Source organism: Elioraea sp., assembly GCF_051860475.1.
Taxonomy (GTDB): domain Bacteria; phylum Pseudomonadota; class Alphaproteobacteria; order Acetobacterales; family Acetobacteraceae; genus Elioraea.
Genome location: NZ_JBHYDW010000051.1, coordinates 1 through 26,327 on the forward strand (window position 1 = coordinate 1; position 26,327 = coordinate 26,327).

The following is a 26,327-nucleotide window of genomic DNA, read 5'->3' on the forward strand; positions in this document are numbered from 1 at the left end:
CGGCCGCGCTTGAGGCGCTGATCGTGACCACCCGCCCGGAGGCGCACGCGTGACGGCGATGCCGGATGCGTTGGCGCGGATCTGCGCGCGCACGCGCGAGGACGTCGCCGCGCGCAAGGGCGCCAGGCCCGAGCCGGCGCTGCGCCGTGCGGCCGAGGCCGCAGCCGCGCCGCGCGGCTTCCTCGCCGCGCTGCGTCGCGCCGCCGCAGCCGGGCGCATCGGCCTGATCGCCGAGATCAAGAAAGCCTCGCCCTCGGCCGGGCTGATCCGCCCCGACTTCGACCCCCCTGCCCTCGCCCGCGCCTATCGCGACGGCGGCGCGCACTGCCTCTCGGTGCTGACGGACGCGCCGTTCTTCCAGGGCGCGCCGGAAGATCTGATCGCCGCGCGCGCGGCGGTCGATCTGCCCGTGCTGCGCAAGGACTTCATGCTCGATCCGTGGATGGTGCTGGAAGCGCGCGCGATGGGCGCGGACTGCATCCTGCTCATCATGGCCTGCCTCTCTGATGCCGAGGCCGCGGCGCTGGAGGCCGAGGCCGAAGCGCTGGGCATGGACGTGCTGGTGGAGGTGCACGACGAGGCGGAGCTCGACCGGGCGCTTCGGCTACGCACGCCTCTGCTCGGAATCAACAATCGCAATCTCAAGACGTTGAAGACCGATCTTGAGACCACGGAGCGGCTCGCCGCGCGGGTCGGCACCGACCGCGTCCTGGTCGCCGAGAGCGGCATCCGCACCCCGACCGACGTCGCACGCATGAAGGCAGCCGGCGCCCGCGCCCTCCTTGTCGGCGAGAGCCTGATGCGCGAGGACGACGTGACGGCCGCGACCAGGGCGCTCCTCGCATGAGCGGGCTGACGCACTTCGACGCCCAGGGCAACGCGGTGATGGTCGATGTTTCGGCCAAGGCCACGACCGAGCGCACCGCCACCGCCAAGGGTCGGGTGGTGATGGCGCCCGAGACGCTGGCCGCGATCACCGGCGGCGCGATCAAGAAGGGCGATGCGCTGGCGGTCGCCCAGCTCGCCGGCATCATGGCGGCCAAGCGCACCGCCGAGCTGATCCCGCTCTGCCACCCGCTGCCCCTCACCTCGGTCAAGGTCGCGCTGACGCCGAACACCGCCGAGCACGCTGTCGAGATCGAGGCGACGGTGAAGACGGCGGGGCAGACCGGCGTGGAGATGGAGGCGCTGACCGCCGTCTCGGTCGCGGCGCTGACGCTCTACGACATGGTCAAGGCGATCGACCGCGGGATGCGCATCGAGGCGGTGCGGCTCACCCACAAGGCGGGCGGCAAGTCCGGCACCTACGAGGCGGCGTGATGCTGTCGGTCGAGGAGGCGCGCGCGCGGGTCCTCGCCGCGCTGTCGCCCGTGGGCGCCGAGTGGGTCGGCATCGCCGAGGCCTGGGGCCGCGTGCTCGCCGCCCCCGTCACCGCGCGCCACGACAAGCCGCTCGACGACGTCTCGGCGATGGACGGCTATGCCGTGCGGGGCGCCGACTGCGGAACGATCCCCGTGCGGCTGAAGGTGATCGGCCGCGCCCCGGCGGGCCACCCGTTCGCGGGCACGGTCGGCCCGGGCGAGGCGGTGCGGGTGTTCACCGGCAGCGTGATCCCGGCCGGCGCGGACGCCGTCATCATCCAGGAGGACACCGATCTCGGCGAGGAGACGGTGGAGATCCGCTTCGCCCCGCGCCCTGGTCAGCACATCCGCCGCCGCGCGGGGGACTTCGCCGCCGGCGAGACCCTGCTCGCGCCGGGGCGGCGGCTGACCGCGCGCGACATCGGCGTCGCCGCCTCGGCCGACCGGCCCTGGCTCTCTGTGCATCGCCGGCCGCGCGTGGCCATCCTCTCCACCGGCGACGAGGTCGCGCGCCCCGGCGAGCCCGTGCCCGAGGGCGGCGTGATCTCATCGAACAGCCTTGCGCTCGCCGCGATGGTGCGCGCCGCCGGCGGCGAGCCGGTCGATCTGGGCATCGCGCCGGACGATCTCGACGCGATCGCGGCCGCCGCCCGCGGCGCGGCGGGCTGCGACCTGATCGTCACCTCGGGCGGCGCCTCGGTCGGCGCGCATGACCTGGTGCGTGACGCGCTGGCACCCGCCGGGCTGGAGCTCGCGTTCTGGAAGATCGCGATGCGGCCGGGCAAGCCGTTCATGTTCGGCCGCGTCGGCACGACGCCGCTGCTCGGCCTGCCGGGCAATCCGGTCTCGGCGCTGGTCTGCGGGCTGCTGTTCCTGGTGCCCGCGATCGAGAAACGCGCCGGCCTGCCGGGTGAGGCGCCGCGCCCAGTGCGTGCGGTCGCAGGCGCGGCGCTGAAGGCGAACGACCACCGCGCCGACCATCTGCGTGCCTCCCTCGGGCGGCGCGAGGACGGCACGCTGGTCGCGACGCCGTTCCCGGTGCAGGACAGCTCGCTGATGGCCGGGCTCGCGCGCGCGGATGCACTGATCCTGCGCGCGCCGCACGCGCCCGCTGTCGTGGAGGGCGGGACGGTCGAGGTGCTGCTGCTAGGCGGACGGGATGTCTGAGTTGTAGAACAGGCGACCAGCTCCACCCGGTCGAGCGTCGTGTTGCCATGCGCCACATCGCCCTTGCCCTGCTGCTGATCCTCGCCGGGCCAGGCTGCGCTCTGATCGAGGGCGCCGCACCGGCGCGGACGGAACCGGAACCCAGCCCATCGGCGGCCGAGCGCGCGCGCGCCGAGGTGCTCTACCGTGAGGGCGTCCGCGCGCTGAACCCGCCGCGCGGTGGCACACCAGACCCCGACCGCGCCGCCCGGCTGATCGCCGAGGCGGCGCATCTCGGCAACGCCGATGCGCAGATGCTGCTCGCCGCGAGCCACCTCTACCGCCCTGACGGATCGCGCGACACGGCCGCCGCCATCCCCTGGCTCGAGCGCGCGGCCATGCAAGGCCATGACGAGGCGCAGTACCGGCTTGCCCGGCTGATCGAAGCGGGCGACGGCACGAGGCGCGAGCCAGCCTGGGCGGCGGTGTGGTTCCAGCGCGCGGCCGAGCGCGGCAGCTCGGAAGCGCAGTTCGCACTCGGTCTGATGCAGATCGTGGGCGCCGGTACGACGCGCGACGAGGCCGAGGCGCTCGCCCGCCTCCGGCTCGCTGAGCGAGGCGGCGTGGCGGCGGCGACGCGCTACCGCGAGGCGCTGCGGCGACGCGTCGATCCCGCCACGGCCGAGGCCGCTTGGACGCGCGTGCAGCGCGAACGCGCGCGGGGGCCGGTGCCGGCGATCGATCGTCCTCTGGTGCGCTTCGTCCAGTCGGTGCTTGCCGGGACCGCGTTCGATCCCGGGCCGGTGGACGGCCAGGACGGCCCCCGCACCCGGGCAGCGCTCGCGGCGTTCGCCCAGCGCGAAGCGATCGCCGGCGCGTCCCCCTACGCGCCGGCGATGATCGAGCGGCTGCGCGCGCAGGCGCGCTGAGTCTCAGCCGGACGTGGTCGTCGTGTCGTCGGACGGCGGCGGCTCGTCGGGGCTGACCGCAGGGTCTGTCACCCCCAGCGCCGGATCGGTGGCCGGCAGCCCGAGCAACGAATCGACCTGCGCCACCACCTCGGGGCTGAGCGACTTGTTCGCAGCCGCGGCAAGCTCCTGCGAGCGGGCGGCAGCGATCGCGTCCTCTTTCGCCGCGATCTCCTCCGGCGTGGTCGCCGGCATCGCCAGCGCGGCGAGCATCGCCTGCTCGTAGGCGGCGATCAGACCGACCTGGGAGTCGGGCGCGGCATTGGCGCGGGCCACCGGCGAGGCATGGGCGGCGTTCAATGAGCCGAGCGCACTCGCCAGTGCGCCGTAGCTCGCGGCGGATACGCCGATCGTACCATCCGTGCCGCGGGACGATGCCGAACCGCGCGCGGCGGCCGCCGTGCCGAGCCCGAACGCCTGGCCGGTTGTCGCGGCCGTCCCCGATCCGCCGCGACCGCCGCCGAAGCCGGGACCGTCGCCTCGGGCATTGCCGGCGCCCTGGGCTGCCGCTGCGGCACCATGCGCCGCGCCACCGGGGCCGCCGCCCGCGCCGCCACCGCCTGGACCGCCGCCTGGGCCAGCGCCGCCACCGCCGGGACCGCCGCCTGCGCCACCGCCTCCGCCGCCGCCGCCGCCGGGGCCACCGCCTCCACCACCGCCTCCGCCACCGCCGGGGCCTCCGCCTCCGCCACCACCGGGGCCTCCGCCTCCGCCACCACCGGGGCCTCCGCCGCCACCGCCCGGCTGAGCCCATGCGGACAGGCTGCCCGCGTCAGGATTGGGAAGCGGTACGACCGCGAGCGCGGCGCCAGACAGCAGAACAACGGAGAGCCGAAGGCCAAACGCGGACCGACGGGTCATCTGCTCCCTCCTCGTCTCAGCGGGCCCCATCCGAAGTTCAGCGCAATCGCCAATCCTCCCGGGCACCCTCAACGTCTCAATCAAACTATCGTTCGCGGCCGTTAAGAGGCAATAAACGAAATCGGACAGCGACGACACGGGCAGTTGCCGTCCCGCGCGAGGCGACGGCTGATCGCCGCCGGCGCATGCTTCCCGTTGCACAGCCCTTCCACCCGCCCACCGCGCACAAACCGCTTGCCCCGACACGGAGCACGGACATAGAACAAGAGCAGGGTTGCCGGTTTGTTCCGGCCACTGACGCCCAGGGAAGGAGAAAGGCCGGTCATGCTGACCCGCAAGCAGCACGAACTCCTGATGTTCATCGACCGGCACCTGCGCCAGACCGGGTTCTCGCCCTCGTTCGAGGAGATGAAGGAGGAGCTCGGACTGAAGTCGAAGTCCGGCATCCACCGTCTGATCACGGCGCTGGAGGAGCGTGGCTTCATCCAGCGCCGCGCCCATCGGGCGCGGGCGCTCGAGGTGATCCGGCTGCCCGAAACGGCGCTCCGCGCCCGCGAGTACGGCCAGGTGCCGTTCGCGCCCAACGTGATCCGCGGCAACTTCACGCCTCAGATCGCCGGCGCCCGACAGGCGGCGGAGGCGCAGGCGGTATCGCTCCCGCTCTACGGGCGGATCGCGGCGGGTCTGCCGATCGAGGCGCTGCGCGATGCGTCCGAGACGGTGGACGTGCCGGCGGCATTCCTCGGCGGCGGCTCGGAGCACTACGCACTGGAAGTGACGGGCGATTCGATGGTCGAGGCAGGGATCCTGGACGGCGATACCGCAATCGTCCGCCGGGCCGACACGGCGGAGAACGGCGCGATCGTGGTCGCGCTGATCGACGACACCGAGGTGACGCTGAAGCGGCTTCGCCGGCGCGGCAACTCGATCGCGCTCGAGCCCGCGAACCCACGCTACGAAACCAGGATCTTCGGTCCCGACCGGGTGAAGGTGCAGGGTCGCCTGGTCGCGCTGCTCCGCCGCTACTGAGCCCGCGCGATCCGCCCGTCCGTTTCGGGCTGGACTGGACTTCGGCGCGCGAGCCAGGACTCGAACACCTCCTCCAGGTTCGGTCCGCTATCGTAGGGGGCGACGGCGCGCTCGCGCAGCACCGCGTAGCCATCGCCGCCGAGGCGAAGGAAGTTGTTGGTGACCACGCCATAGATGCGCTGGTGGTCGAGCGGCGCGTAGCCGCCCTCGGGCGTGCGCACGGCCACGGAACGCAGCCGCTGCCCGGACGGGGCTTCGGGGTGCCAAGTGAAGCGCAGACCCGCCACCTGCGGGAAGCGCCCCGCCTGCTGCTCCACCCCGGACAGTCCGGTCTCCAACGCCGCACGGATGTCTGCGCCGGTGAGCTTGAGGGTCGCGAGGGTGTTGGAGAACGGCAGCACCGCCAGCACGTCGCCCCAGGTGATCGGGCCTGCGGGCAGGCCCGCGCGCAGGCCGCCGCCATTCTGCAGCGCGATCGTGGCGCCGGCGCTGCGCCCGGCCTCCAGCATTGCCTCGGCAACCATCGTGCCGAGCGCGCATTCGCCGCTTCGGCACCCGGCGTTCGACACCGGCTCAGCGAGCGTGCCGATCACGCGCGCGCGCAGCGCCGCCAGCGGCTCGGCCAGGCGTCCGATCAGTGCCTCGACGCCGGGGTGGCGCGGATCGCCGAAGCCGAGCTCCCGCGCATCGCCGCCGGCGACCAGCACGCGACCGGACCGGTCGAGGTCGAGGTCGAGCCGGCCCAGGTAGCGGTTGTTCGCGCCCGCCTGCACGACCGGCACCGTGAAGCCGGCCGCCCCGTCCACCGGCAGCGGATACCGTCCGGCGGCGCCGTTCGCGCTGTTCGACAACAGGGTGTGGCTGTGCCCGCCGATCACCGCAGAGAGACCGGGCACCGCGGCAGCCAGCGCCAGATCCGCGGGCAGGCCGACATGCGTGAGCGCCAGCACTACCTCGGCGCCTGCGTCGCGCGCCGCCTCGGCTCCGGTGCGGAGCGCTGCCGTTTCGTCGGCGAAGCGCAGGTGCGGGCCCGGCGAGGAGATGCGCGGTGTGTCCGTGGTGGTGAGGCCGACGATGCCGATCCGCACCCCGCCACGCGCGACGATCGCGAAGGGACGGATCAGCGGGGCGAGCGCCGGCTCCGCGGACGCATCGATGTTCGCCGAGACCAGCGGGCAGCCCAGCGCAGCGCCGAACCGTGCCAGCACCGGCGGGCCGTTGTCGAATTCATGGTTGCCGATCGCCATGGCGTCGTAGCCGATCGCGTCCATCACCGCGCGCTCGGCCTCGCCGCGCCAGTGCGTATAGAACAGGCTGCCCATGAACTGATCGCCCGCATCCAGCGTGAGCACGACCCGTCCCTCGGCCTCGGCGCGCCCGCGTTCCGCAACGATCGCGGCCGCCAACCGCGCGCTGCCACCGAAGCATGCGCCCGGCTGCTGCTCGTCGGCGCGGCAGGCGGCACCGAAGCGGTTGATCGGCTCATGACGGCTGTGCACGTCGTTGGTGTGCAGCACGGTCAGCCGCACCGGCGGCTGGGCGCGCAGGACCGCTGGCGCCGCGAGCGCGGCAGCTCCGGCAGCGAGCAGCAGACGGCGGGCAAGACGCATGGCGACCTCCTCGGACGGCGCGGCAGTCTAGCCGCACCTGAAGGCCGATCCAGCGCGATCGTGTGACAGTCAGAACCGGAACGAGAGGCTCACCGATCCGTATTGCGCGCTCCGTGTCTGCCCCCTGAACTCGGGCCCACGGAAGGTGTGGGTGTAGGAGAGTCGCGCCCACGGCATGATCAGCACCGCGCCGATCGCTCCCTCGCCGACGAACGGAATCCGGTCGACGCGGCGGCTGTCGCGCCAGGTGTTGCCGTCGAGGAAGATGTCACGCGCAACCGCCCTGCCCTCCACGCCGGCGAACACGTACCAGCCCCAACGCCCGTCCGGCTGGAAGAACGCCGTCCCCGCGTGCGAGGGGCGAATGCGCGGCGGCCCGAAATCCGACTGCAGATTCGATCCGACGCGCAGCATCAACCCCACCGAGCCATAGGTCTGGACGTTGCCCAGGCTGACCGTCAGGCTCGGTACCAGGCCAAGCGCGAGCCCGCGCGGATCGTCGGCGCGGAGCGGCTGGTTGATGCGCCACTGCCGGTTGAGAATGACGTTGATCCCAGGCTCATCCTTCAGTTGCGTCTTCCAGCCAAGAGCGCGGTCGACATTGATCAGGTCGTGGACGTTGTTCTGCACCTGCTCGCCGAGCGCGGCGGGCCCGACCACGCCAAACTGCACCTCGAAGGTGCCGAGCGTGCGTTCGGTGTAGGAGATCAGCGTGAAGGCGCCGTAGAGCCAGCCGGCATAGGGCCGGTCACGCAGATCCGGATTGCGCGCGAGGGTGTCGGCGGGGGTGTAGATGTTCTGCCCCAAGGCGAGGCCCCAGCGGGGCGTGCCGCCGGGCGGAAAGAACGGGGTCGCGAGCTCGGACATCCAGGCGAGCCACACCGGCGGGTCGGCCGACGCCGAGCGCCAGGAAAGCTGGAAGCCACTCGTGTAGTACTTGTCGGTGCGGCCGAAGAGGTCGTTCTCGACCGTCAGGTTCAGCGTTGCCGCTGGGTCGGGCTGCGGGGCTTCGTTCGCGAGCGCCGAGGTCGCCAGAGCGCCGAGCAGGGACGCAAGCAGGGGTCGCATCGGGCGGAGGTTCATGCAATCTGTCCTAACGCGCGGGCGGACGTCCGGTTCCCGTCACGGAGGGGTGGCAGAGTGGTCGATTGCGCCGGTCTTGAAAACCGGAGAGCCGCGAGGCTCCGTGGGTTCGAATCCCACCCCCTCCGCCAGGTGCGACCGGCGTCTTGCGAGACCACGACCGTGTTGCCGATCCCCGGTCAGGCCGCCGCACGCCCGCACCTCGCGGGCGTCCCTGGGGAGAGGCGTCCGACCGGGACATGCACCCGACCTCACGACTGGGAGGCGGGCTCCCGGTCCGCCCGGCTGACCCGAAAGCCTGCTTGATGAGCGATCACGACCACTACAGCGACGACCTGCTGCGCGCGATCCTGCGCGATGTCCGCATCATCGCCATGGTCGGGGCGAGCCCCGACTGGAATCGGCCCAGCTTCTTCGCCATGAAGTATCTTCAGGCCAAGGGCTACCGGATCATCCCGGTCAATCCGAGGGCGGCGGGGCAGACCATTCTTGGCGAGACGGTTCATCCCGACCTCGCCGCGCTGCCGCTCACGCCCGACATGGTCGACATCTTCCGCAACGCAGAGGCGGCGGGCCCGCTCACCGACCAGGCGATCGCGCTTGGCGCCCAGGTCGTGTGGATGCAGCTCGGCGTGCGCAACGACGCGGCGGCGGCCCGGGCCGAGGCCGCTGGGCTGCGCGTGGTGATGAACCGCTGTCCCAAGATCGAGTACATGCGGCTGTTCGGCGAGCTCGGGTGGCAGGGGATCAACACCCAGGTTCTCACCAGCCGGCGCCGTCCGCTCACCCGCGCCACCAGGAAGCTGATGTGATCCGATGAGCCAGTCCCGCATCTTCGGCTTCGAGACCCGCGCCATCCATGCCGGCGCCGCCCCCGACCCCGCCACCGGCGCGCGCGCGACGCCGATCTACCAGACCACCAGCTTCGTGTTCGACGACGCCGACCACGCCGCCACGCTGTTCAACCTCCAGCAGGCGGGCTTCATCTACTCCCGCCTGACCAACCCGACGGTGTCGGTGCTCGAGGAGCGTCTGGCGAGCCTCGAAGGCGGGCGCGGCGCGATCGCGACCTCCTCCGGCCACGCGGCGCAGCTGGTCGCGCTGTTCCCGCTGATGCAGCCGGGCGACGAGATCGTGGCAGCGCGCCAGCTCTATGGCGGCTCGCTCAACCAGATGGGCAACGCGTTTCCGCGCGCCTTCGGCTGGATCACACGCTTCGTGGACGCAACGAAACCGGAGACCATCCGAGCCGCCGTCACCGAGCGGACGAAGGCCGTCTTCGTCGAGAGCCTGGCCAATCCGGGCGGTGTCGTCACCGACCTTCGCGTCATCGCCGACATCGCGGATGCGGCCGGGGTGCCGCTGATCGTCGACAACACCCTCGCCACCCCCTGGCTCTGCCGGCCGATCGAGCACGGGGCGACGCTGGTCGTGCACTCCACCACCAAGTTCCTGTCGGGCAACGGCACGTCCCTGGGTGGCGTCGTGGTGGACAGCGGCCGCTTCGACTGGAGCCGCGGCGGGCGCTTTCCCGCGCTGAGCTTGCCCGAGCCGGGCTATCACGGCCTCAGTTTCTCCGAGACCTTCGGCGACCTCGCGTTCTCGGTCTACGGCCATGCGGTGGGCCTGCGTGATCTTGGCCCGTCGCAGGCGCCGCTCAACGCCTTCCTCACGCTTGCCGGCATCGAGACGCTGCCGCTGCGGATGGAGCGGCACTGCGCCAACGCGCTCACTGTCGCGGACTGGCTGGAGCGGCATCCGAAGGTGGCCTGGGTCTCCTATGCGGGCCTCCTGTCCAGCCCGTTCCACGCGCTGGCGCAGCGATACCTGCCGCGCGGGGCCGGGGCGGTGTTCACCTTCGGTCTCAAGGGCGGCTACGAGGCCGGGATCGCTGTGGTGGAGTCCGTGCAGCTGTTCAGCCACCTCGCCAATATCGGCGATTGCCGGTCGCTGATCATCCACCCCGCCTCGACCACGCACCGCCAGCTGACGCCCGAGCAGCTGGCCGCGGCCGGCGCGGGACCCGAAGTGGTGCGGCTGTCAATCGGCCTGGAGAGCGTCGCCGACATCATCGCCGACCTGGAGCAGGCGCTGGCACAGCTGCCCTGACACACCGCCCGTGGTGCGTGCCGGCCGCGCGCGGCATACGGGGCGTGCTGGGCGATGCCCACCGAGATCGAGAACCGCCAGACATGAGGCAAGCACCGCCGGCCCTCGACCCAGAGGCTTATGTGAGGTCCCTCGAAGGCTGGCGCCTGCGATGCGTCACCGTGCTGCGCGAAGCGGTTCGCAAGGCCGGCGCCTTCGTCGAAGTCATCAAGTGGGGCCATCTGGTCTATCGCGCGCACGGTCCGGCAATCCTGATCAGGGCCGAGGAGCAGCGTGTGCTGCTCGGCTTCTGGCGCGGCCAGCGCCTGCGCACGATCGAGCCGCGGCTGAAGCCGGGCGGACGCTACGAGATGGCGACGATCGAGATCCGCGACGGCACAGTCATCAAGGGCAGCACCGTCACGCGGCTCGCGCGCGAGGCCATCCGGCTGAACAGGACCCTGGGCGATCCGACCGGAACGTCATGACGCAGCCGGATGCTCACCGAGAAAGTGGCTACGCCGGCGGCGCGATCCCCGCCTGCCTCGTCCTGCGTCAGAGCGTCGCGTCCACATCCAGCGCGTAGCCGGCCGCACGCACGGTGCGCACCACGTCCACCTCCTCGGCGCCGTTCAGGCTCTTGCGCAGCCGGCGGATGTGGACGTCAACCGTGCGCGGCTCGACATGGATGTCCGGTCCCCACACCGCATCAAGCAGTTCCTCGCGCGAGAACACGCGCCCCGGATGCTGCATGAAGAACTCGAGCAGGCGGAACTCGGTCGGGCCCAGATGGACGTTGCGGCCGTTGCGGCTGACGCGATGCGCCGCGAGGTCCATCGTGATGTCATGGTACTTCAGCGTCCCCTTTGCCGGCGCCGCGCCCGACCTGCGCAGGAGCGCGCGGATGCGCGCAAGCAGCAGATCGATCGAGAACGGCTTGGTGATGTAGTCGTCGGCGCCGGTGTTCAGGCCACGCACGCTGTCGGCCTCCTCGGCGCGGGCGGTGACCATGATGATCGGCAGGTCGCGTGTCCCGGGGCGGCGGCGGATCTGGCGGCACACCTCGATCCCCGACATCGCCGGCAGCATCCAGTCGAGCAGCACGAGGTCCGGCCTCGCTTCGGCGATCTTGGTGATCGCCTCCTGCCCGTCCGCCGCCTCGTCGACCCGGAAGCCCTGGCGCTCAAGGTTGTAGCGCAGCATCGTCACCAGCGGCGCCTCGTCCTCGACGATGAGGATCAGCGGCTTCAGCATGCTGGAAATCCCTTCCGGCATTCCCGTACTCCGTTGCCCCTCACGCGCCCGCAGGCGGCTCGACGATGGCGAAGGGCGACTCGTCATGCTTCGGCCGCTCGCCCTCGATCTCCTCGCCGAGCACGATGAAGCGGATCGTCTCGGCGACATTGGTCGCGTGATCGCCGATCCGTTCGATGTTCTTCGCGACGAACAGCAGATGCGCGCAGGGCGTGATGTTGCGCGGATCCTCCATCATGTACGTCAGCAGGTTGCGGAACACTGCGTTGTAGGCCTCGTCAACCTGCTCGTCGCGCTCCCACACGTCCCGCGCCTTGTCCGGATCGCTCGATGAGAACGCGTCGAGCGTGTCCTTCAGCATCTCCTGAACGATCCGGCTCATGCGCTGGATCGGTCCGACACTGACCACCGGCGGCAGCTGCGACAGCACGATCACGCGCTTGGCGATGTTCGCCGCGTAGTCGCCGATCCGTTCGAGATCAAGCGCCATCCGGATCGAGCCTACGATCAGCCGCAGGTCGTTCGCCATCGGCTGACGCAGCGCGAGCAGCCGGACCGCCTGATCCTCCACGGAACGCTGAAGCGTATCCACCTCCACGTCGCGCTGCACGATCACGGAGGCGGCGGCAGCGTCGCGGCGGACCATCGCGTTGGTCGCCTCCGCAAGCGCGCTCTCGACGATCCCGCCGATCCGCATCAGCGTATCGCGCAGCCGGCTGAGCTGCTCGTCATAGGCCTTGACGGTATGAGCTGGCATTCCCTCGTTCTCCGCGCCGGTCAGCCGAAGCGGCCGGTGATGTAGTCCTGCGTGCGCGACACCTTGGGTCGCGTGAACATCGTGTCGGTATCGCCGTACTCGATCAGGCGGCCGAGATACATGAACGCGGTGTTCTGCGAGACACGCGCAGCCTGCTGCATGTTGTGCGTGACGATGACGATGCTGTAGTAGCCCTTCAGCTCGTCGATCAGTTCTTCGATCTTGGCCGTGGCGATCGGGTCGAGCGCCGAACAGGGCTCGTCCATGAGCAGCACCTCCGGGTCAGCGGCGACCGCGCGGGCGATGCAGAGCCGCTGCTGCTGACCACCGGAGAGGCCGAGCGCGCTCTCCTTCAGCCGATCCTTCGCCTCGTTCCAGAGTGCTGCCGAGCGGAGCGCGCGCTCACAGGTCTCGTCCAGCACCGCACGGCTGGACACGCCATCGACGCGCAGCGGATAGACCACGTTGTCGTAGATCGACATCGCGAAGGGATTGGGCTTCTGGAACACCATGCCCATGCGCTTGCGGAGCGCGATCACATCAACCCCGGAGCCGTAGATGTTGCCGCCATCGACCGTGATCTCGCCCTCGATGCGCAGCTCATCGATCAGGTCGTTCATGCGGTTGAGGCAGCGCAGCAGCGTGGACTTGCCGCAGCCCGACGGACCGATCAGCGCAGTCACCAGTCCCTTCTGGAACGCCATGGTGATGTCGTAGAGCGCCTGGCTGCGCCCATACCAGAGGTCGAAGTTCTTCACCTCGAGCGCGACACCCCCATCGCCCTCCTTCACATGGTACGCGGTCGGTTCGAAGGTGCGCGTGGGGGCGACGGCTTCGGAGACGGTGGCCGACATGGGAGACTCCGGGGTCAGAACTGGCCTGACGCGTATCTGCGCTTCAGGCGATTGCGGATGTAGATCGCCGTCGCGTTCATGACGATGATCAGCATGATGAGCAGCAGGGTCGTGACGAACACCATCGGCTTGCCAGCCTCGGAGTTCCTGGACTGGAAGCCGACATCGAAGATGTGGAACCCGAGATGCATGAAGCTGCGCTCGACGTGCACGAACGGGAAGAAGCCGTCGAACGGCAGCGCCGGCGCGAGCTTCACGACACCCACCAGCATCAGCGGTGCCACCTCGCCCGCCCCGCGCGCCATGGCGAGGATCAGGCCGGTCATGATGCCGGGCAGGGCCTTGGGCAGCACGACATAGCGGATGGTCTGCCACTTCGAGGCGCCACAGGCGAACGACCCCTCGCGCATCGAGCGCGGCACGGCCGCGAGCGCCTCCTCCGACGCGACGATCACCACCGGGACCGTCAGCAGGGCTAGCGTGAGCGACGACCAGAGGATGCCGCCCGTGCCGAAGGTCGGCGTGGGCAATCGTTCTGGGAAGAACAATCCGTCGATCGTGGTGCCCATGGTGTAGGCAAAGAAGCCGAGTCCGAACACGCCATAGACGATCGACGGGACGCCGGCGAGGTTGTTCACTGCGATCCGCACCGCGGAGACGATTCTGCCCTGTTTGGCGTACTCCCGCAGGTACAGCGCGGTGATCACGCCGAAGGGCGCGACCACGACCACCATGATCAGGGTCATGGTGACGGTTCCAAAGATTGCCGGCAGCACGCCGCCTTCCATGTTCGCTTCGCGCGGCTCGCTGCTGAGGAATTCGCCCCAGCGCGAGAGATAGATGCCAAGCTTCTCCGAGAACCCGACCATGTTCGCCGGATAGAACCGAACGATCTGGCTGAACTCGGTCTCTTTCGTACGTCCGTTGATCTCCTCCAGCACGACGCGGTTGCGCCGATCCACGGCGCGGATCTCCTCCACCCGTTCCTGAAGTCGATCGAACTCAGACTGGAGTGCCGCCATGTTCTCGGCCGCGCGCGCGGCCGCCGCCTGCGTCTGAGGCGAATCGACACCATAGCGCAGCTCCGCCCGCCGGATCGCAAGCCGCTCACGCTCCATCCGGTAGTTCACCACGCCAATGTCACCGCGCTCGATTCTGCGGATCTCCTCGAACCTGCGCCGACCATCGCGTTGCGCTCGCTCGATGGTTGCAAACGGCACATCGCCGAGCGCGACGCGGCGGTCGTCGATGACGACCGCAGCGATCCGACCCACGAACCGGCCCCACTCCTGGCGCTCGAACAGGAAGAACTCGTCCGGATACGTGATATCCACCTTCTCGAAGTCCGAGACCCAGCGGAAGTCGTTGCCGTAGAGATCGAAGTTCGCGGTCCGGTACAGCACCCGGTCGGAGAACCCACCATTGGCCTCGACAAAGGCGCGCTGGTCGTCCGACAGGTTGGCCAGGATGTTCTCACCCGGACGGTAGCGACCCTCTCGGAACGGCTCACCGGCGATCACCGAGCCATCAACAAGCTGCACCTGCACGATCGGCTTGGGCCAGAACGTCGTCATCCCGTTCCAGACGATCATGCCGAGGAAGGCGCTGATCAGGATGATGCCGAGGGCGAGCGCACCGCCAAGACCCCAGAGAGCGGGCTCACCCACCGCTGAGAGGTCCCCCACGATCCGGCGGACCCGGCGCGGCTGAGGCTTCCGCTCGGGGGTGGCAGGGGCTGTCGGCGTGCGGGTGCCCGGCCCGCGATCGACGATGTCGTCCATCGGTCCTGTCCCCAATCAGAGCTGGAACGCGCGCTTGCGGAAGCGCTGGCGTATCAGTTCGGCGAAGGTGTTGATGATGAAGGTCATCACGAACAGCGTCAGCGCCGCGAGGAACAGCACGCGGTAGTTGGTCTCGTCCTTGACCGCCTCGGGCAGCTCGATCGCGATATTGGCCGACAGGGTGCGCAGCCCCGAGAAGATGTTCCACTCCATGATCGGCGTGTTGCCCGCTGCCATGACCACGATCATGGTCTCGCCGACGGCGCGCCCCATGCCGATCATGCTCGCCGAGAACACACCCGAAGCCGCGGTCGGCAGGATCACCCACATCGCCGTCTGCCAGGGTGTGGCCCCGCAGGCGAGCGAGGCCGCGCGCAGATGGGACGGGACCGAATTGAGCGCGTCCTCGGCCAGGGTGTAGATATTCGGGATCACCGCAAAGCCCATGATGAAGCCGACCACCAGCGCATTGCGTTGCGCGTAGGTATCGACGATGCCGCCGCGCGGATCGAAACCGATCAGTGTGAGCAGGCTCGCGAACAGCCACGACGCGATCAGCGAGGCAACCGCCAGCACAGCCCACTTCGCGAACAGCAGCCGCCCGGCCTGCGGCCGCGCGCTCGCGCGAACCCGCTCGCGCAGGTGATGCCCGGCGAAGCGCTTGAACGCCATGCCCGTCAGCACCGCCCAGAGCGGCCAGAGCAGGAGGGTCATGAACGGCGTTCCGGTTCCAAAATCGCCGTTCACCCAGGCCTTGAAGTCGCCCGCGAAGAGGACCGCCTCGAACAGGGGACCCACCTGGTAGGCGAGCCACGCCGTCACCGCGATGACCACACCCATGAGCGTGAACTTCGGAATGCCATCGTAGCGGAGTGCAAGATGCGTCGGCAGCATCTGCCAGAAATGCGCGCCGAGCAGCAGCCCCAGTGGCACCGCGATGAAGGCAAGCAGGACTGCCGCGATCCACTCCTCGACAAAGGGCGCGAGCACCAGCGCGGCGACGAAGCCGAGCACCACCGTCGGCAAGCTCTCCATCATCTCCATCACCGGCTTGACGGTCGCGCGGACGCCGCGATGCAGGAACTCCGAGGTGTAGATCGCGCCCATCAGCGCGATCGGCAGCCCGAACAGCATCGCGTAGAAGGTCGCCTTCAACGTGCCGAAGATCAGCGGGACCAGCGAGAACTTCGATTCGAAGGTGTCGGTGCCGGCGGTGGACTGCCACGTGAACCCGGGCGCGTCGTAGCCCTCGTACCAGACGCGGCCGAACAGCACGCTCCAGGTGATCTCGCGGTGCGGCTCATGCACGGTCCAGGAATCGACCATGCCGCGATCATCCACTTTCAGGATGCCGTCGCCGCGGGGATAGATCATCGCCTGCGACGTCGTCGCCGCATCGCCGGAACGGGCGAAACGGAACGGCACCTGATCGCTGGTTGAGTGCCGATACCACACGCGCCCCTCGGCATCCGTCGTGGCGAATGACTTGTCACGCTGGCCGGCGGTGATGTCGATGATGGCTGCCGGCTGGGGCTCGTGCACGCGCGCGCGCACCAGCTCGAACCCATCCATCGTCTCGACGGCGGGCCGCTGCAGGCGGAAGAACGCATCCACCGCGCCGTTCGAGCCGCCGACGATCAGCGTCTGCTCGCCGTTCAGGAACGCGATCGCCGTCACCGCGATGCCGTCCGGAAACACGCGCCGCCGTTCCGCCAGCACGGGACGGGCCGGATCACGCAGGTCGTAGCGGTAGATGAAGCCGTCGCGCGACGAGATGATCACCCGGTCGGCCGAGGTCGAGAGCAAGACGGCAGTGACCACCGTGCCCTCCGGCAGTCCCGGGAGTTCGGTGGTCGTGGTGCGCACACGTTCCGCGCCGGTGAGGAGGTTCACCTGAACCACCGAACGGCTCAGCCGGGCGATGCCGGCGCCGTCGACCGTGACGAAGGCGATCGTCGGTCGCTCGACGGTGCCACCCACGCGGTAGTCGAGCGCAACAATCGGGCGCTCGGAGATGCGGATCGGCTCCGCGATGGTCGTGACCGCCGTGATGGTGCGGAAGTCGCCGGTCTGGACGGGGCTGTAGATCACCTCGCCGGAGAGGAAATCACGGTCGTTCAGCCGCACCAGATCGGCGGGCGCGTTGCGCCTCTGCACGGTGCCGACGTCGAACCCGATCCGCGCGAACCGCACCGTTCCGTCGCTGAATCCGAACGCGACGCGGTCGCGCTCCAGCGTCCCGCCGACCGCGGTGGCCGATTGACCTGCGAGATCGAGCGAATCCTCGCGGATCGGCCGCCCGGTCTCGATGTGGAACGTCGTGACGCGCCCATCCGCACCAACGCGCGTGGCGAGCGACTGGAATTCGTCGGCGTTCAGCCAGGCGAGCGGCTTCGGCTCGATCTGGTGCCGGACCTGGCGGATCTGTTCCCCGCCCTGGAACAGCGGCACGGCGACCTGGAACAGGAACACCATGATCCCGAACACGGCGACAATGACCAGCAGCCCACCAACGCTGATCACCCCTCTGGCGATCCGTTCACCGTAGATGACGGACGCACGGGTCTCCTTCGACCGCTCGACGATGCGTGCGGTGCGCCGTACTGCCGCATTCTCTCCCGCCGTATGGCGCGCCGACGCGGCTGGGATGTCATCCATGGTCCGCCCCCTCGCGGTTACCATACCCGCATCAGGACCGGGGCGGATGGCCGCCCCGGTCCATGGTCAACGCCCGCTACTCGGCGAGGCCGAAGGTCTTCAGATCAGCCTGGCCAAGCCGCCAGGTCACCGGGAAGAAGCCGGCCCGAAGCACGGCCTGCTGCCCCTCCTTCGAGTACACGAAGCGGATGAACTCGGCGCGCAGCGGCTCGAGCGGCTGGTTCGGATTCTTGTTCACGTAGATGTAGAGGAAGCGCGCGATCGGATAGTCGCCGCCCGCCGCCGCCTCGGCGGTCGGCCCATAGCAGTTGCCGTCCTGGCCGCGGATCTGCACGGCCTTCACGTCGGCGGTGGCGTAGCCCACACCCGAGTAGCCGATACCGGCGATGTCGGAAGCGACCCCCTGGATCACGGTCGAGGAGCCGGGCTGCTCACGAACCTCGGGCCGGTAGTCGCCGCCGAACAGCGCGACGTCCTTGAAGTAGCCGTAGGTGCCCGAGGCCGAGTTGCGGCCGTAGAGGGCAATCGGCCTGTTGGCCCACTCGCCGGTCAGACCCGCCTGGCCCCAGGTGTTGATCGCGGCATCGGCACCGCCCCGCCGGGTCGAGGAGAAGATCGCGTCGACCTGCTGCAGCGAGAGGCACTCGACCGGGTTGTCCTTGTGCACGAACACGCCGAGCGCATCGATTGCGCCGCGGATCGGCGTCGGCGGATAGCCGTAGCGCCCCTCGAAATTCTGGATCTCGGTGCCGCGCATCGGCCGGGACATCGGGCCGAACTGCGCGGTGCCCTGCACCAGCGCGGGCGGCGCGGTGCCCGACCCGGCACCCTGGATCTGGATCGAGACGTTCGGGTAGGCGGTGCGGAAGCCCTCGGCCCAAAGCGTCATCAGGTTGTTCAGCGTGTCCGACCCGATCGAGGTCAGGCTGCCGGACACGCCGGAGCCGGGCCGATAGGCGGGCAGGTTCGGGTCGAGCTGGATGGCCTGGGCCATCGCGTCGGTCGTCAGCGCGACGGCTGCCACGCCGGCAAGCATCATTCTCTTCACGGTTGAGATCCTCCATCCCCGGTTGGTGTCCGGTGCCGGGTGCGGCAGCGCGCAAACCGAGCGGGTCCGCTCCCCGGTCGCCGAGGCGGACCCTAGGCAGGTTCAGAGACTCCTCGATTGCAGAACGATGAAGCTTTGATGACAACGCCATCCGCCAGTCGTCGGGACGACCGGACGAAGTTGTCCACAGGCTGATCCGGTGATCGGCCTGACGTGAGAGGCGGGCAAGACCGGGTCGTGGCATGGTCGGAGCGGCGGGATTCGAACCCACGACCCCCAGTCCCCCAGAACCGGGATTAAGAAAACAGCGCAACCCGTTGTTGCGCAACAAGCCCCGGAAATAGGGTACGCGAGCCTCCCATGACGGCCCGGGATTCTGCAACCCGGAGAGACCGTCATCATGCTCGACATCTACGCCAACCACCCCGACCGCCTGATCCTGACCGCCGAGGCCGATGCGCGTGAGGCGCTGGCGGAGCTCAAGGCCGCCAGGGACGCGGGGGGTACGGCCGATGAGCTGCTGGACGCCCTGTGCGACCGGCAGCAGGCCGCCGATGACGTCGTGTTCGCGACCAAGCCCGTGACGCTCGCCGGCGCGGCGGCGGTGCTGCGGCGGGTGCTGTGTCCCCAGGTGGGCATGGGCTCGGGGGAAGTCTGCGCCGCCGAGTGGAGGGGAGCCGTGGGGAACGTCGCCGAGTTCCTCGAGGCCGAGGCCGGCGCGCGGTTCTGGGCTGACAAGGTGCGGCCGCTGTCCGTCCCGCTGCATCGGCTCGGCGATGCGCTCGACAACCTGGTCGCGGCGAGTCAGGCACTTGAGCTGGCGGTGGATGGGATCGCCGCTGCGGATTACGACACGCGCGCGCACGGCGTGGTCGCGCTGGCGTGCCATCTTACAACGATGGCCGAGGCGATCGCCGCGGTGGTCGGTGACCGGTCTCCGCGATGGGATGTTGATCGGGCGCGGCTGAACGTCATGGAGGGGCCGGAGGACGAGGCCGAGGGCGAGGCGGCGGCGGGGGATGTGGCATGATCGGGGTCATGGTGTCGCGCCCGCCGCCCGCCGCCTGGGGCCTAGAGCCCCTGCCCTACCAAGTGCCGATGCCGGAGGCCGACGCGCGGGCGATCGCCGGGGCCGTGGGGCTCCCGCTCAAGGTATCCGCCGCCGAGCTCGGCGCCGCGCTGGTGGATGTGGCCAACGCCTGGTGGAGGATGTGCCGCTTGATCCCGCTCGACGCGCCGATGCCCGGCGCGCCGCCGTCGGAGCGGGCGGCGTACTGCCGCGGTGTGGCGAAGGCCGCGGAGGCGCTGCTTCTGGCCCTGGGGGCCAACGTGACCCACATACCCGTCAGCGCACAGCACAGTGCCGACGGTCGCTTGCTCGGCCCGCAGATCGATCCCTTTAGCGCCTTGGCAGACGGGATCGAGAACCTGGCCGGGCCGCGCGTCGCCGCCCCCGATGTAGAGGATGCGCTGTGGCGGCGGGAGGCTGAGGTCGAGCTGCACTACGCGCCGCTGCTCGCGGCCGGGCTCGCGCAGCCCCGGCCGGCCCGCTGCGGCCTGCCGGAGGCGGTCGGGGTCGATGAAGAGGTACTCAAGGTCGCGGTCGCCGGCGTGGCGCTGCTGCGCGCGCGGGCGCTGATCAGCGCCGACGCCTATGACTCGCGCGCGAGTTTCGGCGGGCGAAAGAGCAGCGGGGCGCGGCTTCATGCGTTCGCGCGCGCGGCGCGCGTGTTCGAGTGGGCCTTCGGAGTCGAATCCTGGAGCGCACCGAAGCGGGGGTGGCAGCTCCAGCCCTATGAGTGCATGGCGGCGCTCTTCGTCGCGCTGGCGGGCTGGATGGCGCGCAGCGCGGGCGCCGAGACCTTGGCGAAGTTCCGCGCCGATGGTCCACGGGACGTGAGTCTGAACACGGCCCGGCGGCTCGCGATAGAGCTCCGCAAAGTCATGGCGCGGCCACCGGCGCGCGCACGCAGAAACCTCCCCGGAGCCGGGGAGGTTTCTGCGACTAAATCAGTGGTGAAAAGGCGCGGGCGCCGTCCTTAAGAGAGAGCTCCCTTGAAGGAGCTCGCCATGACCGCTGATCGCCCTGCCGTCCCGCCGCCCGGTAGTGCCGCCATCTTCCCGCTCCCCGTCCTGACGGCAGCGGGCGGCGCGCCGGAGCTCGCCGGTTTGATCCTTCATGGTGACGGCCGGGTCACGATCGCGCACCGCGGCGCCGGCTTGGCTGTTCGCCTCGGGCCGGACGATGCAGCCCAGCTCGGCATGATGTTGCTCGCGCTCTCGGGCGAACTCGCGGCGCGCCGGCGCGAGGCGGCCGAGGCGGCCGGCGCCGATCTGGCGCGCATTGTCCACGAGGCTGGCAATGGCTGACGCAGCCCTCGCCGCGGCGCTGCGCCACCGCCGCGCGCCAGCGGCGCCGCGCAGCCTCGACAAAGAGGGGCGCACGGTCGAGGTGACCGCGTCCAGCTTCGCCGCCGTCGCGCGCGACGGGGTCCGCCCTGACGCCAGCTTCGGCCGGTGGATCGAGCGCCTCGATCCAGGCGGACTTGCGCTCGCCGCCTCCCTGCCGGTGCTGGCGGATCACCAAAACGACACCACCGGCCTGATCGGCACGGTCGAGAGCACGCGCGTCGCCGACGGCAAGTTGCACGCGAAGGTGCGCTTTGCCAACGTTCCCCGTGCGGATGAAATCCTGAACCTGATCGAGGGCGGCGCGCTGAGCGGTGTTTCGCTCGGCTACACGGTCGAGGTCTATCAGCACACGGGCGAGCGCAACGGCGCCCCCGTCTTCACGGCCACGCAATGGACCGTGCGCGAATTGAGTTTCGTTCCCATCCCGGCCGACCCCGAGGCGCGCGTGCGCTCGGCCGATCCCGTCCCCGCGCCGAGAGAGGAGGGCGCAATGCCCGACACGATCATGCCGAACCCGCCCGCCTCGGGCACTGACGACCAGACCCGCGCCGAGCGCGGACGCATCACGGCGATCGACCAAGTGGTGTCGCGCGTTGCGGACTCGATCGTCGAGCGTGCCGTCGCCGAGGAACTGCGCACGCGCGCGGTCAAGGACGGCCTGACCGCCGAGCAGTTCAGTGCCGCCGTGCTGGAGGCCGCGATCGAGAAGGGGAAGACGATGACGCGCCGGACCCCGCAGCCGGTGCAGCAGATCGGCGAGTCCGGCGCCGATCCGGCCGTGATCCGCACGCGCATGGCCGAGGCGTTGCAGGCGCGCGTGACCGGGGGCGCCGTTTCGGAGTCGGCGCGCGAGTTCCGCGGCATGTCGCTGGCCGCCATGGCGGCGGAACTGCTCGAAGCGCGCGGCGAGCGCGTCGCGCGGAACGCGGCGCCGTCCACGATCATCACCCGCGCGTTGACGACCTCCGACTTCCCGCTCCTGCTCCAGGAGACGGCGGCACGCGAGCTTCAGAACCGCCTGGAGGTCGCGCCGGGCGCGGCGCGCATGGTGTGCGCGATGCGCGAGGCGCGGGACTTCAGGCCGGGCAAGTTTTTGCAAGCGGCCGGACCGACCGACCTGCACCACTTGCCGGAGGGTGCTGAGATCCAACACGCCCCGCCGCACGAGCGTGGCGAGAGCTACCAGGTCGCGACCTGGGCGCGGAACCTGTGGTTCACGCGGCAGGCCCTGGTGAATGACGACCTCGGCGCGTTCGATCAGGTGCGCCTGTTCGCCGGTGCGGTGGTGGCGACCGAGGCGGCCGAGTTCGTGAGGATGTTCGCGACGAACGGCGGCGGCTGGGGGCCGACGCTCACCGACGGCGACCCGCTGTTCCACACGAATCACCTGAATGTCGGGTCGGGTGCCGTGGGGACCGCCGGCATCTCGGCCGGGCGCATCGTCATGCGCGGGCAGAAGGACGCGGCGGGGAATCTGATCGCGCCGGAGCCGCGTATCATCCTGACCGGGCCGGCAGGCGAGACCGCGGCCGAGCAGGCGCTCAACGAGATCGCGACCGTCAGCACGGACGAGAGCAACCGGCCGGTGTTCGCGGGCCGGCTTCGCCTTGCCGTCGAGCCGCGCCTTGCCGGGGCGCCGTGGTTCCTGTTCGGGGACCCGGCCGTGGCGCCCGTGATCGCGATGGTGACGCTCCTGGGCTCCGGCGGGTTGCCCGTCATCACCCAGCACGACCAGGCCAACCGCGATGGGCTCGTGTTCAAGTTGGTGCACGACTTCACCTTCGCGCCGATGAGCTTCGTCGGCGCCGTGCGGCTGACCGGAAGCTGACGGGATCGTGGCGGCGACCGCGATGAGGGCATTCTCAGCAGCCCATCGCCCGGACAAGACGGGTCGTGTCCGCAACAACCCCGTCAGCCCGCGGTGCGGAACATTCTCCCACCGACACGCGGCGGGCACCGGCGGGGCGGGGAGCGCTACTCCCGCCCCGCTGCTTCCGCGTAAGGAACCATGGGGCGAACGGCCGTTGACTGAGCATGAGCGAATCGAAGAACTCATGTTGTTCGAAGGCCCGGCGCTGCGACACCAGCTCGGCGATCGCGGTGTGCGGCGCATGCTCTACGACGCGCGGATGCCGAGGCCCGGCGGGTGGCCGCCGATGGTCACGGTCTGGCGCGGCGGTCTGTGAACGCGCCCGAGATGCTCGCGCGCGGGCTCTCGTGGACGATGAAGCGTGGCTGCGCGGCGAAGTACGCGCAGCGGCTGCCCGATGATCCCCGCGGCGAGGGCGAACCCGTCTTGATCGCGGCGGAGATCCGGCGCGAGCGCGTGCTGTTCTTCTCCGACGGCCACTTCGAGGCGGAGGTGATCTTCGCCGGCCGGCCGCGCAACGTGCGCGTCGACGGCGATCCCGCAGCGTGGCGCGCCTGGTTCCAGGAGTGGCGCGCGGCGGTCAGCGACGAGTGGATGCGCCTGCTCGGCTGCGCGCGCTGGCCGAGCCCGGCCCAACGACGACTGCTCGCGATGAAAGCTCAGGAGCTCGGGCTGTCCGCGCTCCTGCCCGCGCATCTGCGCGTTCCCCCCGCCGCTCCCCCGAAATGAAACGCCCCCGCCGGTGCGAACGGCGGGGGCGCGAAAGCGAAAAGGCAACAGACATGCTCCGTGTAACCGAGCTCTACCCCCACGATCAAGTCCTGGATGCGGCGGCGATCGCGCTCTTCCTGCTCGGCCGCACCATCGCCGATGACGGCGGCGGCGTGCCGCTGCTCGCCGCCGCGACCCTGCTCGCGACCCTGCCCCCGGTGCACCCTGATCGCGATCGCGCGCGCCGGCGCTTCGCCGCGGCGCTCGCGCGCATGAACGGGCGGGACTGGAACCGCCTGGCCACGCGCGCGGACATGCTGGCGGACTTGCGCGCGCGCATCGCGGGGGCGGCGCGATGATCGCCCGCAACCCGATCGACTGGCGCGCCGGCCATCACCTGGCGCTGGACTCCCTGCCGCGATGGGCGCCCGAGACGCTCGGGCGCCGGCTGGCGTGGTTTCCGCCTGGGGTCTGCCGATGGTGGCCCTCGCCCGCGGATGGCGTGCACGTGTTCGCGGGCGGGCCGCGCTGCATCGTGCTCGGCGACTGGTCGGGGCGGTGGCGGTTCGGCGACACCTGGGGCTGCGACCTGATCGAGCTGATCGCCGAGCTGCGCCGGTGCCGACCGGGCCAGGCGCTCGCCTATGTCTGCCGCTGGGCCGGGGTGCCCGACCTGCCGCGCGTGCGCGACCAGCACCAGAGGCGCGCGGCATGAGCGACCTGCCCCCGCCCGACCCCCTCGATGGTGCCTTCCCCGCTGACGAGCCCGCCCCCGCCGCGTTCGACATGCGGTCGGAGAAGTTGCGCGAGCTCGCCCGGCTTGACCTGGTGGCGTACTACCAGGGGCGCGCCGGGGCGGCGAAGGAGATCGGCGTACCGCCCGCGGCACTCGACAAGCTGGTGGCGCGGCTGCGCAAGGATGACGCCCCGCGTGTGCGCGCCGAGGGCGACAAGGCCGCCGATCTGCTGCTTGAGATCGTGGTGCAGGCCGGCATCGAGATGTGGCCCGATGAAGACGGGGAGGCTTACGCCACGATCCCCGTCTACGGGCACCGCGAACACCACCCGCTGCGCTCGCGCGCGTTCAAGGCATGGGCGCTGCGGCTGTACGCGCGGGCGGCGCGGCGCGCTTTGCAGGACGGCACCGAGGTCCCGGGCTCGGTCTCGCCCGACACGCTCGCCGCGGCGCTGCTGACGCTGGAAGCGATGGCGATGGACGCGCCGGCGCGGCGGCCGGCCGTGCGCTCGGCCTGGGGGCCGGACAACTGCATCTACATCGACCTCGGCACGCCGGACTGGACGGTGGCGAAGGTGACGGCGCGCGGCTGGTCGGTGCAGGCGAGGTGCCCGGTTCCGTTCATCCGCCCGCCGGGGCTGCGCGCCCTGCCGGCGCCGGTGAAGAAGGGCGCGATCGGGGACCTGCGCGAGCTGGTCAACCTGCCGGGCGAGGGCGGCGACGACGCCCGCTTCATGCTGTTCGTCTCGGCGATGGTGGGGGCGCTCTGGCCCTCCGGGCCGTACCCCGTGCTGGTCGTGCTCGGCGAGGCCGGCGGCGGCAAGACGACCTTGTGCACGCTGTTCCGGCGGCTGACCGACCCGAATCGCGCCGAGCTGCGCTCGCCGCCGAAGGACGAGGCGGACCTGTTGCACGCGGCCGTCAATGGACGGGTGGTCGCGATCGAGAACGTCAGCCGCCTCTCGCCCGAGATGTCCGACATGTTGTGCCGCATCAGCACCGGCGCGGGCTTCGGCAAGCGCCGCCTCTATACCGATGGCGAGGAGTATTTGATCGAGGTGTGCAACCCCGTCGTGATCAACGGCGTGGATGTTGGGCCGTTGCGCGGCGACATGGTGTCGCGAGCGGTGATCCTGAGCCTGCCCCCGCTTGCCGCACACGACCAGGCGTCGCGGATCGAGTCCGACTTCACGGCCGTCGCGGGCTCGGTGTTCGGGGCGCTGCTGAGCGGGCTGGCGGCGGCACTCAGGAACCGCAAGGCGATCCAGAGCAAGGGCTATCCCCTGCCCCGCATGGCGGACTTCGCGGTGACGGCGATGGCCGCGGCCGAGGCGTTCGGCTGGTCGCCCGAGAACGTGCTGACGGCGCTGAACGCGAACCGGGCGGCGGCGGTGGAAGAGGTGATCGAGGCCGATCACGTCGGGTCGCTGCTGCGCCGGCTGGCCGAGGGCAGCGATCCCGAGACGCGGGAGGAGAACCAGGCGCGGGCGCGGCGGGGCGATCCGGTGTGGACGGGCACCGCGGCCGAGCTGCTGGACCGCTTGAACACCATGGCGCCCGAGGTGTGGCGCCGGGCGCGCGGGTGGCCGGCGGATGCGACGCGCCTGTCCGCTCGGATCACGCGGGTTGAGCCGGAGCTCCGCAAGATCGGGGTGGTGGTGGAACGGCGACGGGGTAGTGCCCGTGACCGTACCCGGACCCTTTCCCTGTTCTTTCGGCTTACAGCGTCCGCAGCGTCCGGAGCGTCCGACAATGAGGAATAGCAGGGCTTGCGGCGCCGGACGCTGGCTAGGTGCCAGCGTCCGCAGCGTCCGCGCCAGCGTCCAGCCGGGAGGGTCTGCTGTGGACGCTGGTGTAGGGGCAGCGTCGGTAGCGTCCGCGCAGTGTCCGTCATCTAACCCATTGAGCTCGCTCGCTTATGGACGCTACGGACGCTTCGGACGCTGGCGCGCCCCTACTCTCGGGGCGGCGCGAGAATCGCGCGCGCGGGTCCTTCCTGGCTGGGTCCGTATGCCGGTGACGAACGGGCGGGACAGTTCTAGTCGGGCTGGGGGCAGGATCGTTTACTACACCATGGGGCGGGGTGTTCTGTCATGACCG

Annotated in this window: 27 protein-coding genes and 1 tRNA gene; 18 read left to right on the forward strand and 10 right to left on the reverse strand. The window is 70.3% G+C overall.

The window, feature by feature from the left end; all coding sequences use genetic code 11:
* Nucleotides 1–58 precede the first annotated feature (58 nt).
* Genes trpC through ACTIFU_RS11035 form a run of 4 tightly spaced genes read left to right on the forward strand, consistent with a single transcriptional unit; the run spans nt 59 to nt 3,436 of the window.
* Nucleotides 59–847 (forward strand): indole-3-glycerol phosphate synthase TrpC, encoded by a 789-nt coding sequence (gene trpC, locus ACTIFU_RS11020; protein WP_439578382.1) that lies wholly within the window; start codon nt 59–61, stop codon nt 845–847.
* The gene (moaC, locus tag ACTIFU_RS11025; RefSeq protein ID WP_439578357.1) at nt 844–1,320 is read left to right on the forward strand and encodes a cyclic pyranopterin monophosphate synthase MoaC; all 477 of its coding nucleotides are present in this window, start codon (nt 844–846) and stop codon (nt 1,318–1,320) included. The genes trpC and moaC overlap by 4 nt, the downstream gene beginning before the upstream one ends.
* Complete coding sequence (locus ACTIFU_RS11030) at nt 1,320–2,528, forward strand: molybdopterin molybdotransferase MoeA (protein ID WP_439578358.1); 1,209 nt, start codon at nt 1,320–1,322, stop codon at nt 2,526–2,528. The genes moaC and ACTIFU_RS11030 overlap by 1 nt, the downstream gene beginning before the upstream one ends.
* Before the next feature lie 47 nt (nt 2,529–2,575).
* A complete protein-coding gene (locus ACTIFU_RS11035; protein ID WP_439578359.1) occupies nt 2,576–3,436 on the forward strand; it encodes a hypothetical protein in 861 nt (286 codons plus the stop codon).
* A gap of 3 nt (nt 3,437–3,439) precedes the next feature.
* Here ACTIFU_RS11035 and ACTIFU_RS11040 read toward each other — a convergent pair whose 3' ends face one another.
* Both ACTIFU_RS11040 and ACTIFU_RS11045 read right to left on the reverse strand, forming a co-directional pair.
* Nucleotides 3,440–3,775, reverse strand: a complete 336-nt coding sequence (locus ACTIFU_RS11040; RefSeq protein ID WP_439578360.1) for a hypothetical protein — start codon at nt 3,773–3,775, stop codon at nt 3,440–3,442.
* Entirely contained in the window at nt 3,772–4,212 is a 441-nt protein-coding gene (locus ACTIFU_RS11045; protein WP_439578361.1) for a hypothetical protein, read from the reverse strand. Before ACTIFU_RS11045 ends, ACTIFU_RS11040 begins: the two co-directional genes overlap by 4 nt.
* A 448-nt stretch (nt 4,213–4,660) precedes the next feature.
* Between ACTIFU_RS11045 and lexA the strand changes: the two genes are divergently transcribed.
* Complete coding sequence (gene lexA / locus ACTIFU_RS11050; protein WP_439578362.1) at nt 4,661–5,365, forward strand: transcriptional repressor LexA; 705 nt, start codon at nt 4,661–4,663, stop codon at nt 5,363–5,365.
* On the opposite strand, the gene ACTIFU_RS11055 is transcribed toward lexA, so the two are convergent.
* The gene (locus ACTIFU_RS11055; protein ID WP_439578363.1) at nt 5,359–6,975 is read right to left on the reverse strand and encodes a bifunctional metallophosphatase/5'-nucleotidase; all 1,617 of its coding nucleotides are present in this window, start codon (nt 6,973–6,975) and stop codon (nt 5,359–5,361) included. The genes lexA and ACTIFU_RS11055 overlap by 7 nt on opposite strands.
* A gap of 69 nt (nt 6,976–7,044) precedes the next feature.
* Complete coding sequence (locus ACTIFU_RS11060) at nt 7,045–8,058, reverse strand: lipid A deacylase LpxR family protein (RefSeq protein WP_439578364.1); 1,014 nt, start codon at nt 8,056–8,058, stop codon at nt 7,045–7,047.
* A gap of 43 nt (nt 8,059–8,101) precedes the next feature.
* On the opposite strand from ACTIFU_RS11060, the gene ACTIFU_RS11065 reads away from it, so the two are divergent.
* From ACTIFU_RS11065 to ACTIFU_RS11080, 4 genes are all read left to right on the forward strand, one after another.
* Nucleotides 8,102–8,189: transfer RNA gene (locus ACTIFU_RS11065), tRNA-Ser, on the forward strand.
* Between the two features lie 174 nt (nt 8,190–8,363).
* On the forward strand, nt 8,364–8,870 hold the full coding sequence (locus ACTIFU_RS11070) for a CoA-binding protein (protein WP_439578365.1): 507 nt from the start codon (nt 8,364–8,366) through the stop codon (nt 8,868–8,870).
* A gap of 4 nt (nt 8,871–8,874) precedes the next feature.
* Entirely contained in the window at nt 8,875–10,167 is a 1,293-nt protein-coding gene (locus ACTIFU_RS11075) for an O-acetylhomoserine aminocarboxypropyltransferase (RefSeq protein ID WP_439578366.1), read from the forward strand.
* Between the two features lie 122 nt (nt 10,168–10,289).
* Complete coding sequence (locus tag ACTIFU_RS11080; protein WP_439578367.1) at nt 10,290–10,634, forward strand: DUF1801 domain-containing protein; 345 nt, start codon at nt 10,290–10,292, stop codon at nt 10,632–10,634.
* A 67-nt stretch (nt 10,635–10,701) separates the two neighbouring features.
* On the opposite strand, the gene phoB is transcribed toward ACTIFU_RS11080, so the two are convergent.
* The 6 genes from phoB to ACTIFU_RS11110 form a co-directional block, all read right to left on the reverse strand.
* Nucleotides 10,702–11,400: a phosphate regulon transcriptional regulator PhoB gene (gene phoB, locus ACTIFU_RS11085; protein ID WP_439578368.1), complete on the reverse strand. Its 699-nt coding sequence runs from the start codon at nt 11,398–11,400 to the stop codon at nt 10,702–10,704.
* A 40-nt stretch (nt 11,401–11,440) separates the two neighbouring features.
* Nucleotides 11,441–12,157 carry a phosphate signaling complex protein PhoU gene (gene phoU, locus ACTIFU_RS11090; protein WP_439578369.1) on the reverse strand — a complete coding sequence of 239 codons (717 nt, stop codon included), beginning with the start codon at nt 12,155–12,157 and terminating at the stop codon, nt 11,441–11,443.
* A 20-nt stretch (nt 12,158–12,177) separates the two neighbouring features.
* Entirely contained in the window at nt 12,178–13,011 is an 834-nt protein-coding gene (gene pstB / locus ACTIFU_RS11095) for a phosphate ABC transporter ATP-binding protein PstB (protein ID WP_439578370.1), read from the reverse strand.
* Nucleotides 13,012–13,025: 14 nt separating this feature from the next.
* Complete coding sequence (gene pstA, locus ACTIFU_RS11100) at nt 13,026–14,678, reverse strand: phosphate ABC transporter permease PstA (RefSeq protein ID WP_439578371.1); 1,653 nt, start codon at nt 14,676–14,678, stop codon at nt 13,026–13,028.
* 129 nt (nt 14,679–14,807) lie between these two features.
* Nucleotides 14,808–17,450 (reverse strand): hypothetical protein, encoded by a 2,643-nt coding sequence (locus ACTIFU_RS11105; protein ID WP_439578372.1) that lies wholly within the window; start codon nt 17,448–17,450, stop codon nt 14,808–14,810.
* 76 nt (nt 17,451–17,526) lie between these two features.
* Nucleotides 17,527–18,489 (reverse strand): PstS family phosphate ABC transporter substrate-binding protein, encoded by a 963-nt coding sequence (locus ACTIFU_RS11110; RefSeq protein ID WP_439578383.1) that lies wholly within the window; start codon nt 18,487–18,489, stop codon nt 17,527–17,529.
* 409 nt (nt 18,490–18,898) lie between these two features.
* Here ACTIFU_RS11110 and ACTIFU_RS11115 point away from each other — a divergent pair, with 409 nt between their 5' ends.
* The 9 genes from ACTIFU_RS11115 (at nt 18,899) to ACTIFU_RS11155 (ending at nt 25,990) form a co-directional block, all read left to right on the forward strand.
* The gene (locus tag ACTIFU_RS11115; protein ID WP_439578373.1) at nt 18,899–19,528 is read left to right on the forward strand and encodes a hypothetical protein; all 630 of its coding nucleotides are present in this window, start codon (nt 18,899–18,901) and stop codon (nt 19,526–19,528) included.
* Complete coding sequence (locus tag ACTIFU_RS11120) at nt 19,525–20,541, forward strand: hypothetical protein (RefSeq protein ID WP_439578374.1); 1,017 nt, start codon at nt 19,525–19,527, stop codon at nt 20,539–20,541. The genes ACTIFU_RS11115 and ACTIFU_RS11120 overlap by 4 nt, the downstream gene beginning before the upstream one ends.
* A gap of 27 nt (nt 20,542–20,568) precedes the next feature.
* Nucleotides 20,569–20,868, forward strand: coding sequence for a hypothetical protein (locus ACTIFU_RS11125; protein ID WP_439578375.1), 300 nt, complete (start codon nt 20,569–20,571; stop codon nt 20,866–20,868).
* Nucleotides 20,861–22,738: a phage major capsid protein gene (locus tag ACTIFU_RS11130; RefSeq protein ID WP_439578376.1), complete on the forward strand. Its 1,878-nt coding sequence runs from the start codon at nt 20,861–20,863 to the stop codon at nt 22,736–22,738. Before ACTIFU_RS11125 ends, ACTIFU_RS11130 begins: the two co-directional genes overlap by 8 nt.
* A gap of 226 nt (nt 22,739–22,964) precedes the next feature.
* The gene (locus ACTIFU_RS11135; RefSeq protein ID WP_439578377.1) at nt 22,965–23,096 is read left to right on the forward strand and encodes a hypothetical protein; all 132 of its coding nucleotides are present in this window, start codon (nt 22,965–22,967) and stop codon (nt 23,094–23,096) included.
* On the forward strand, nt 23,093–23,509 hold the full coding sequence (locus ACTIFU_RS11140) for a hypothetical protein (protein ID WP_439578378.1): 417 nt from the start codon (nt 23,093–23,095) through the stop codon (nt 23,507–23,509). Before ACTIFU_RS11135 ends, ACTIFU_RS11140 begins: the two co-directional genes overlap by 4 nt.
* Nucleotides 23,510–23,562: 53 nt before the next feature.
* A complete protein-coding gene (locus tag ACTIFU_RS11145; protein WP_439578379.1) occupies nt 23,563–23,850 on the forward strand; it encodes a hypothetical protein in 288 nt (95 codons plus the stop codon).
* Complete coding sequence (locus ACTIFU_RS11150) at nt 23,847–24,206, forward strand: hypothetical protein (protein ID WP_439578380.1); 360 nt, start codon at nt 23,847–23,849, stop codon at nt 24,204–24,206. The genes ACTIFU_RS11145 and ACTIFU_RS11150 overlap by 4 nt, the downstream gene beginning before the upstream one ends.
* Nucleotides 24,203–25,990 (forward strand): hypothetical protein, encoded by a 1,788-nt coding sequence (locus ACTIFU_RS11155; RefSeq protein WP_439578381.1) that lies wholly within the window; start codon nt 24,203–24,205, stop codon nt 25,988–25,990. Before ACTIFU_RS11150 ends, ACTIFU_RS11155 begins: the two co-directional genes overlap by 4 nt.
* Nucleotides 25,991–26,327: the final 337 nt, after the last annotated feature.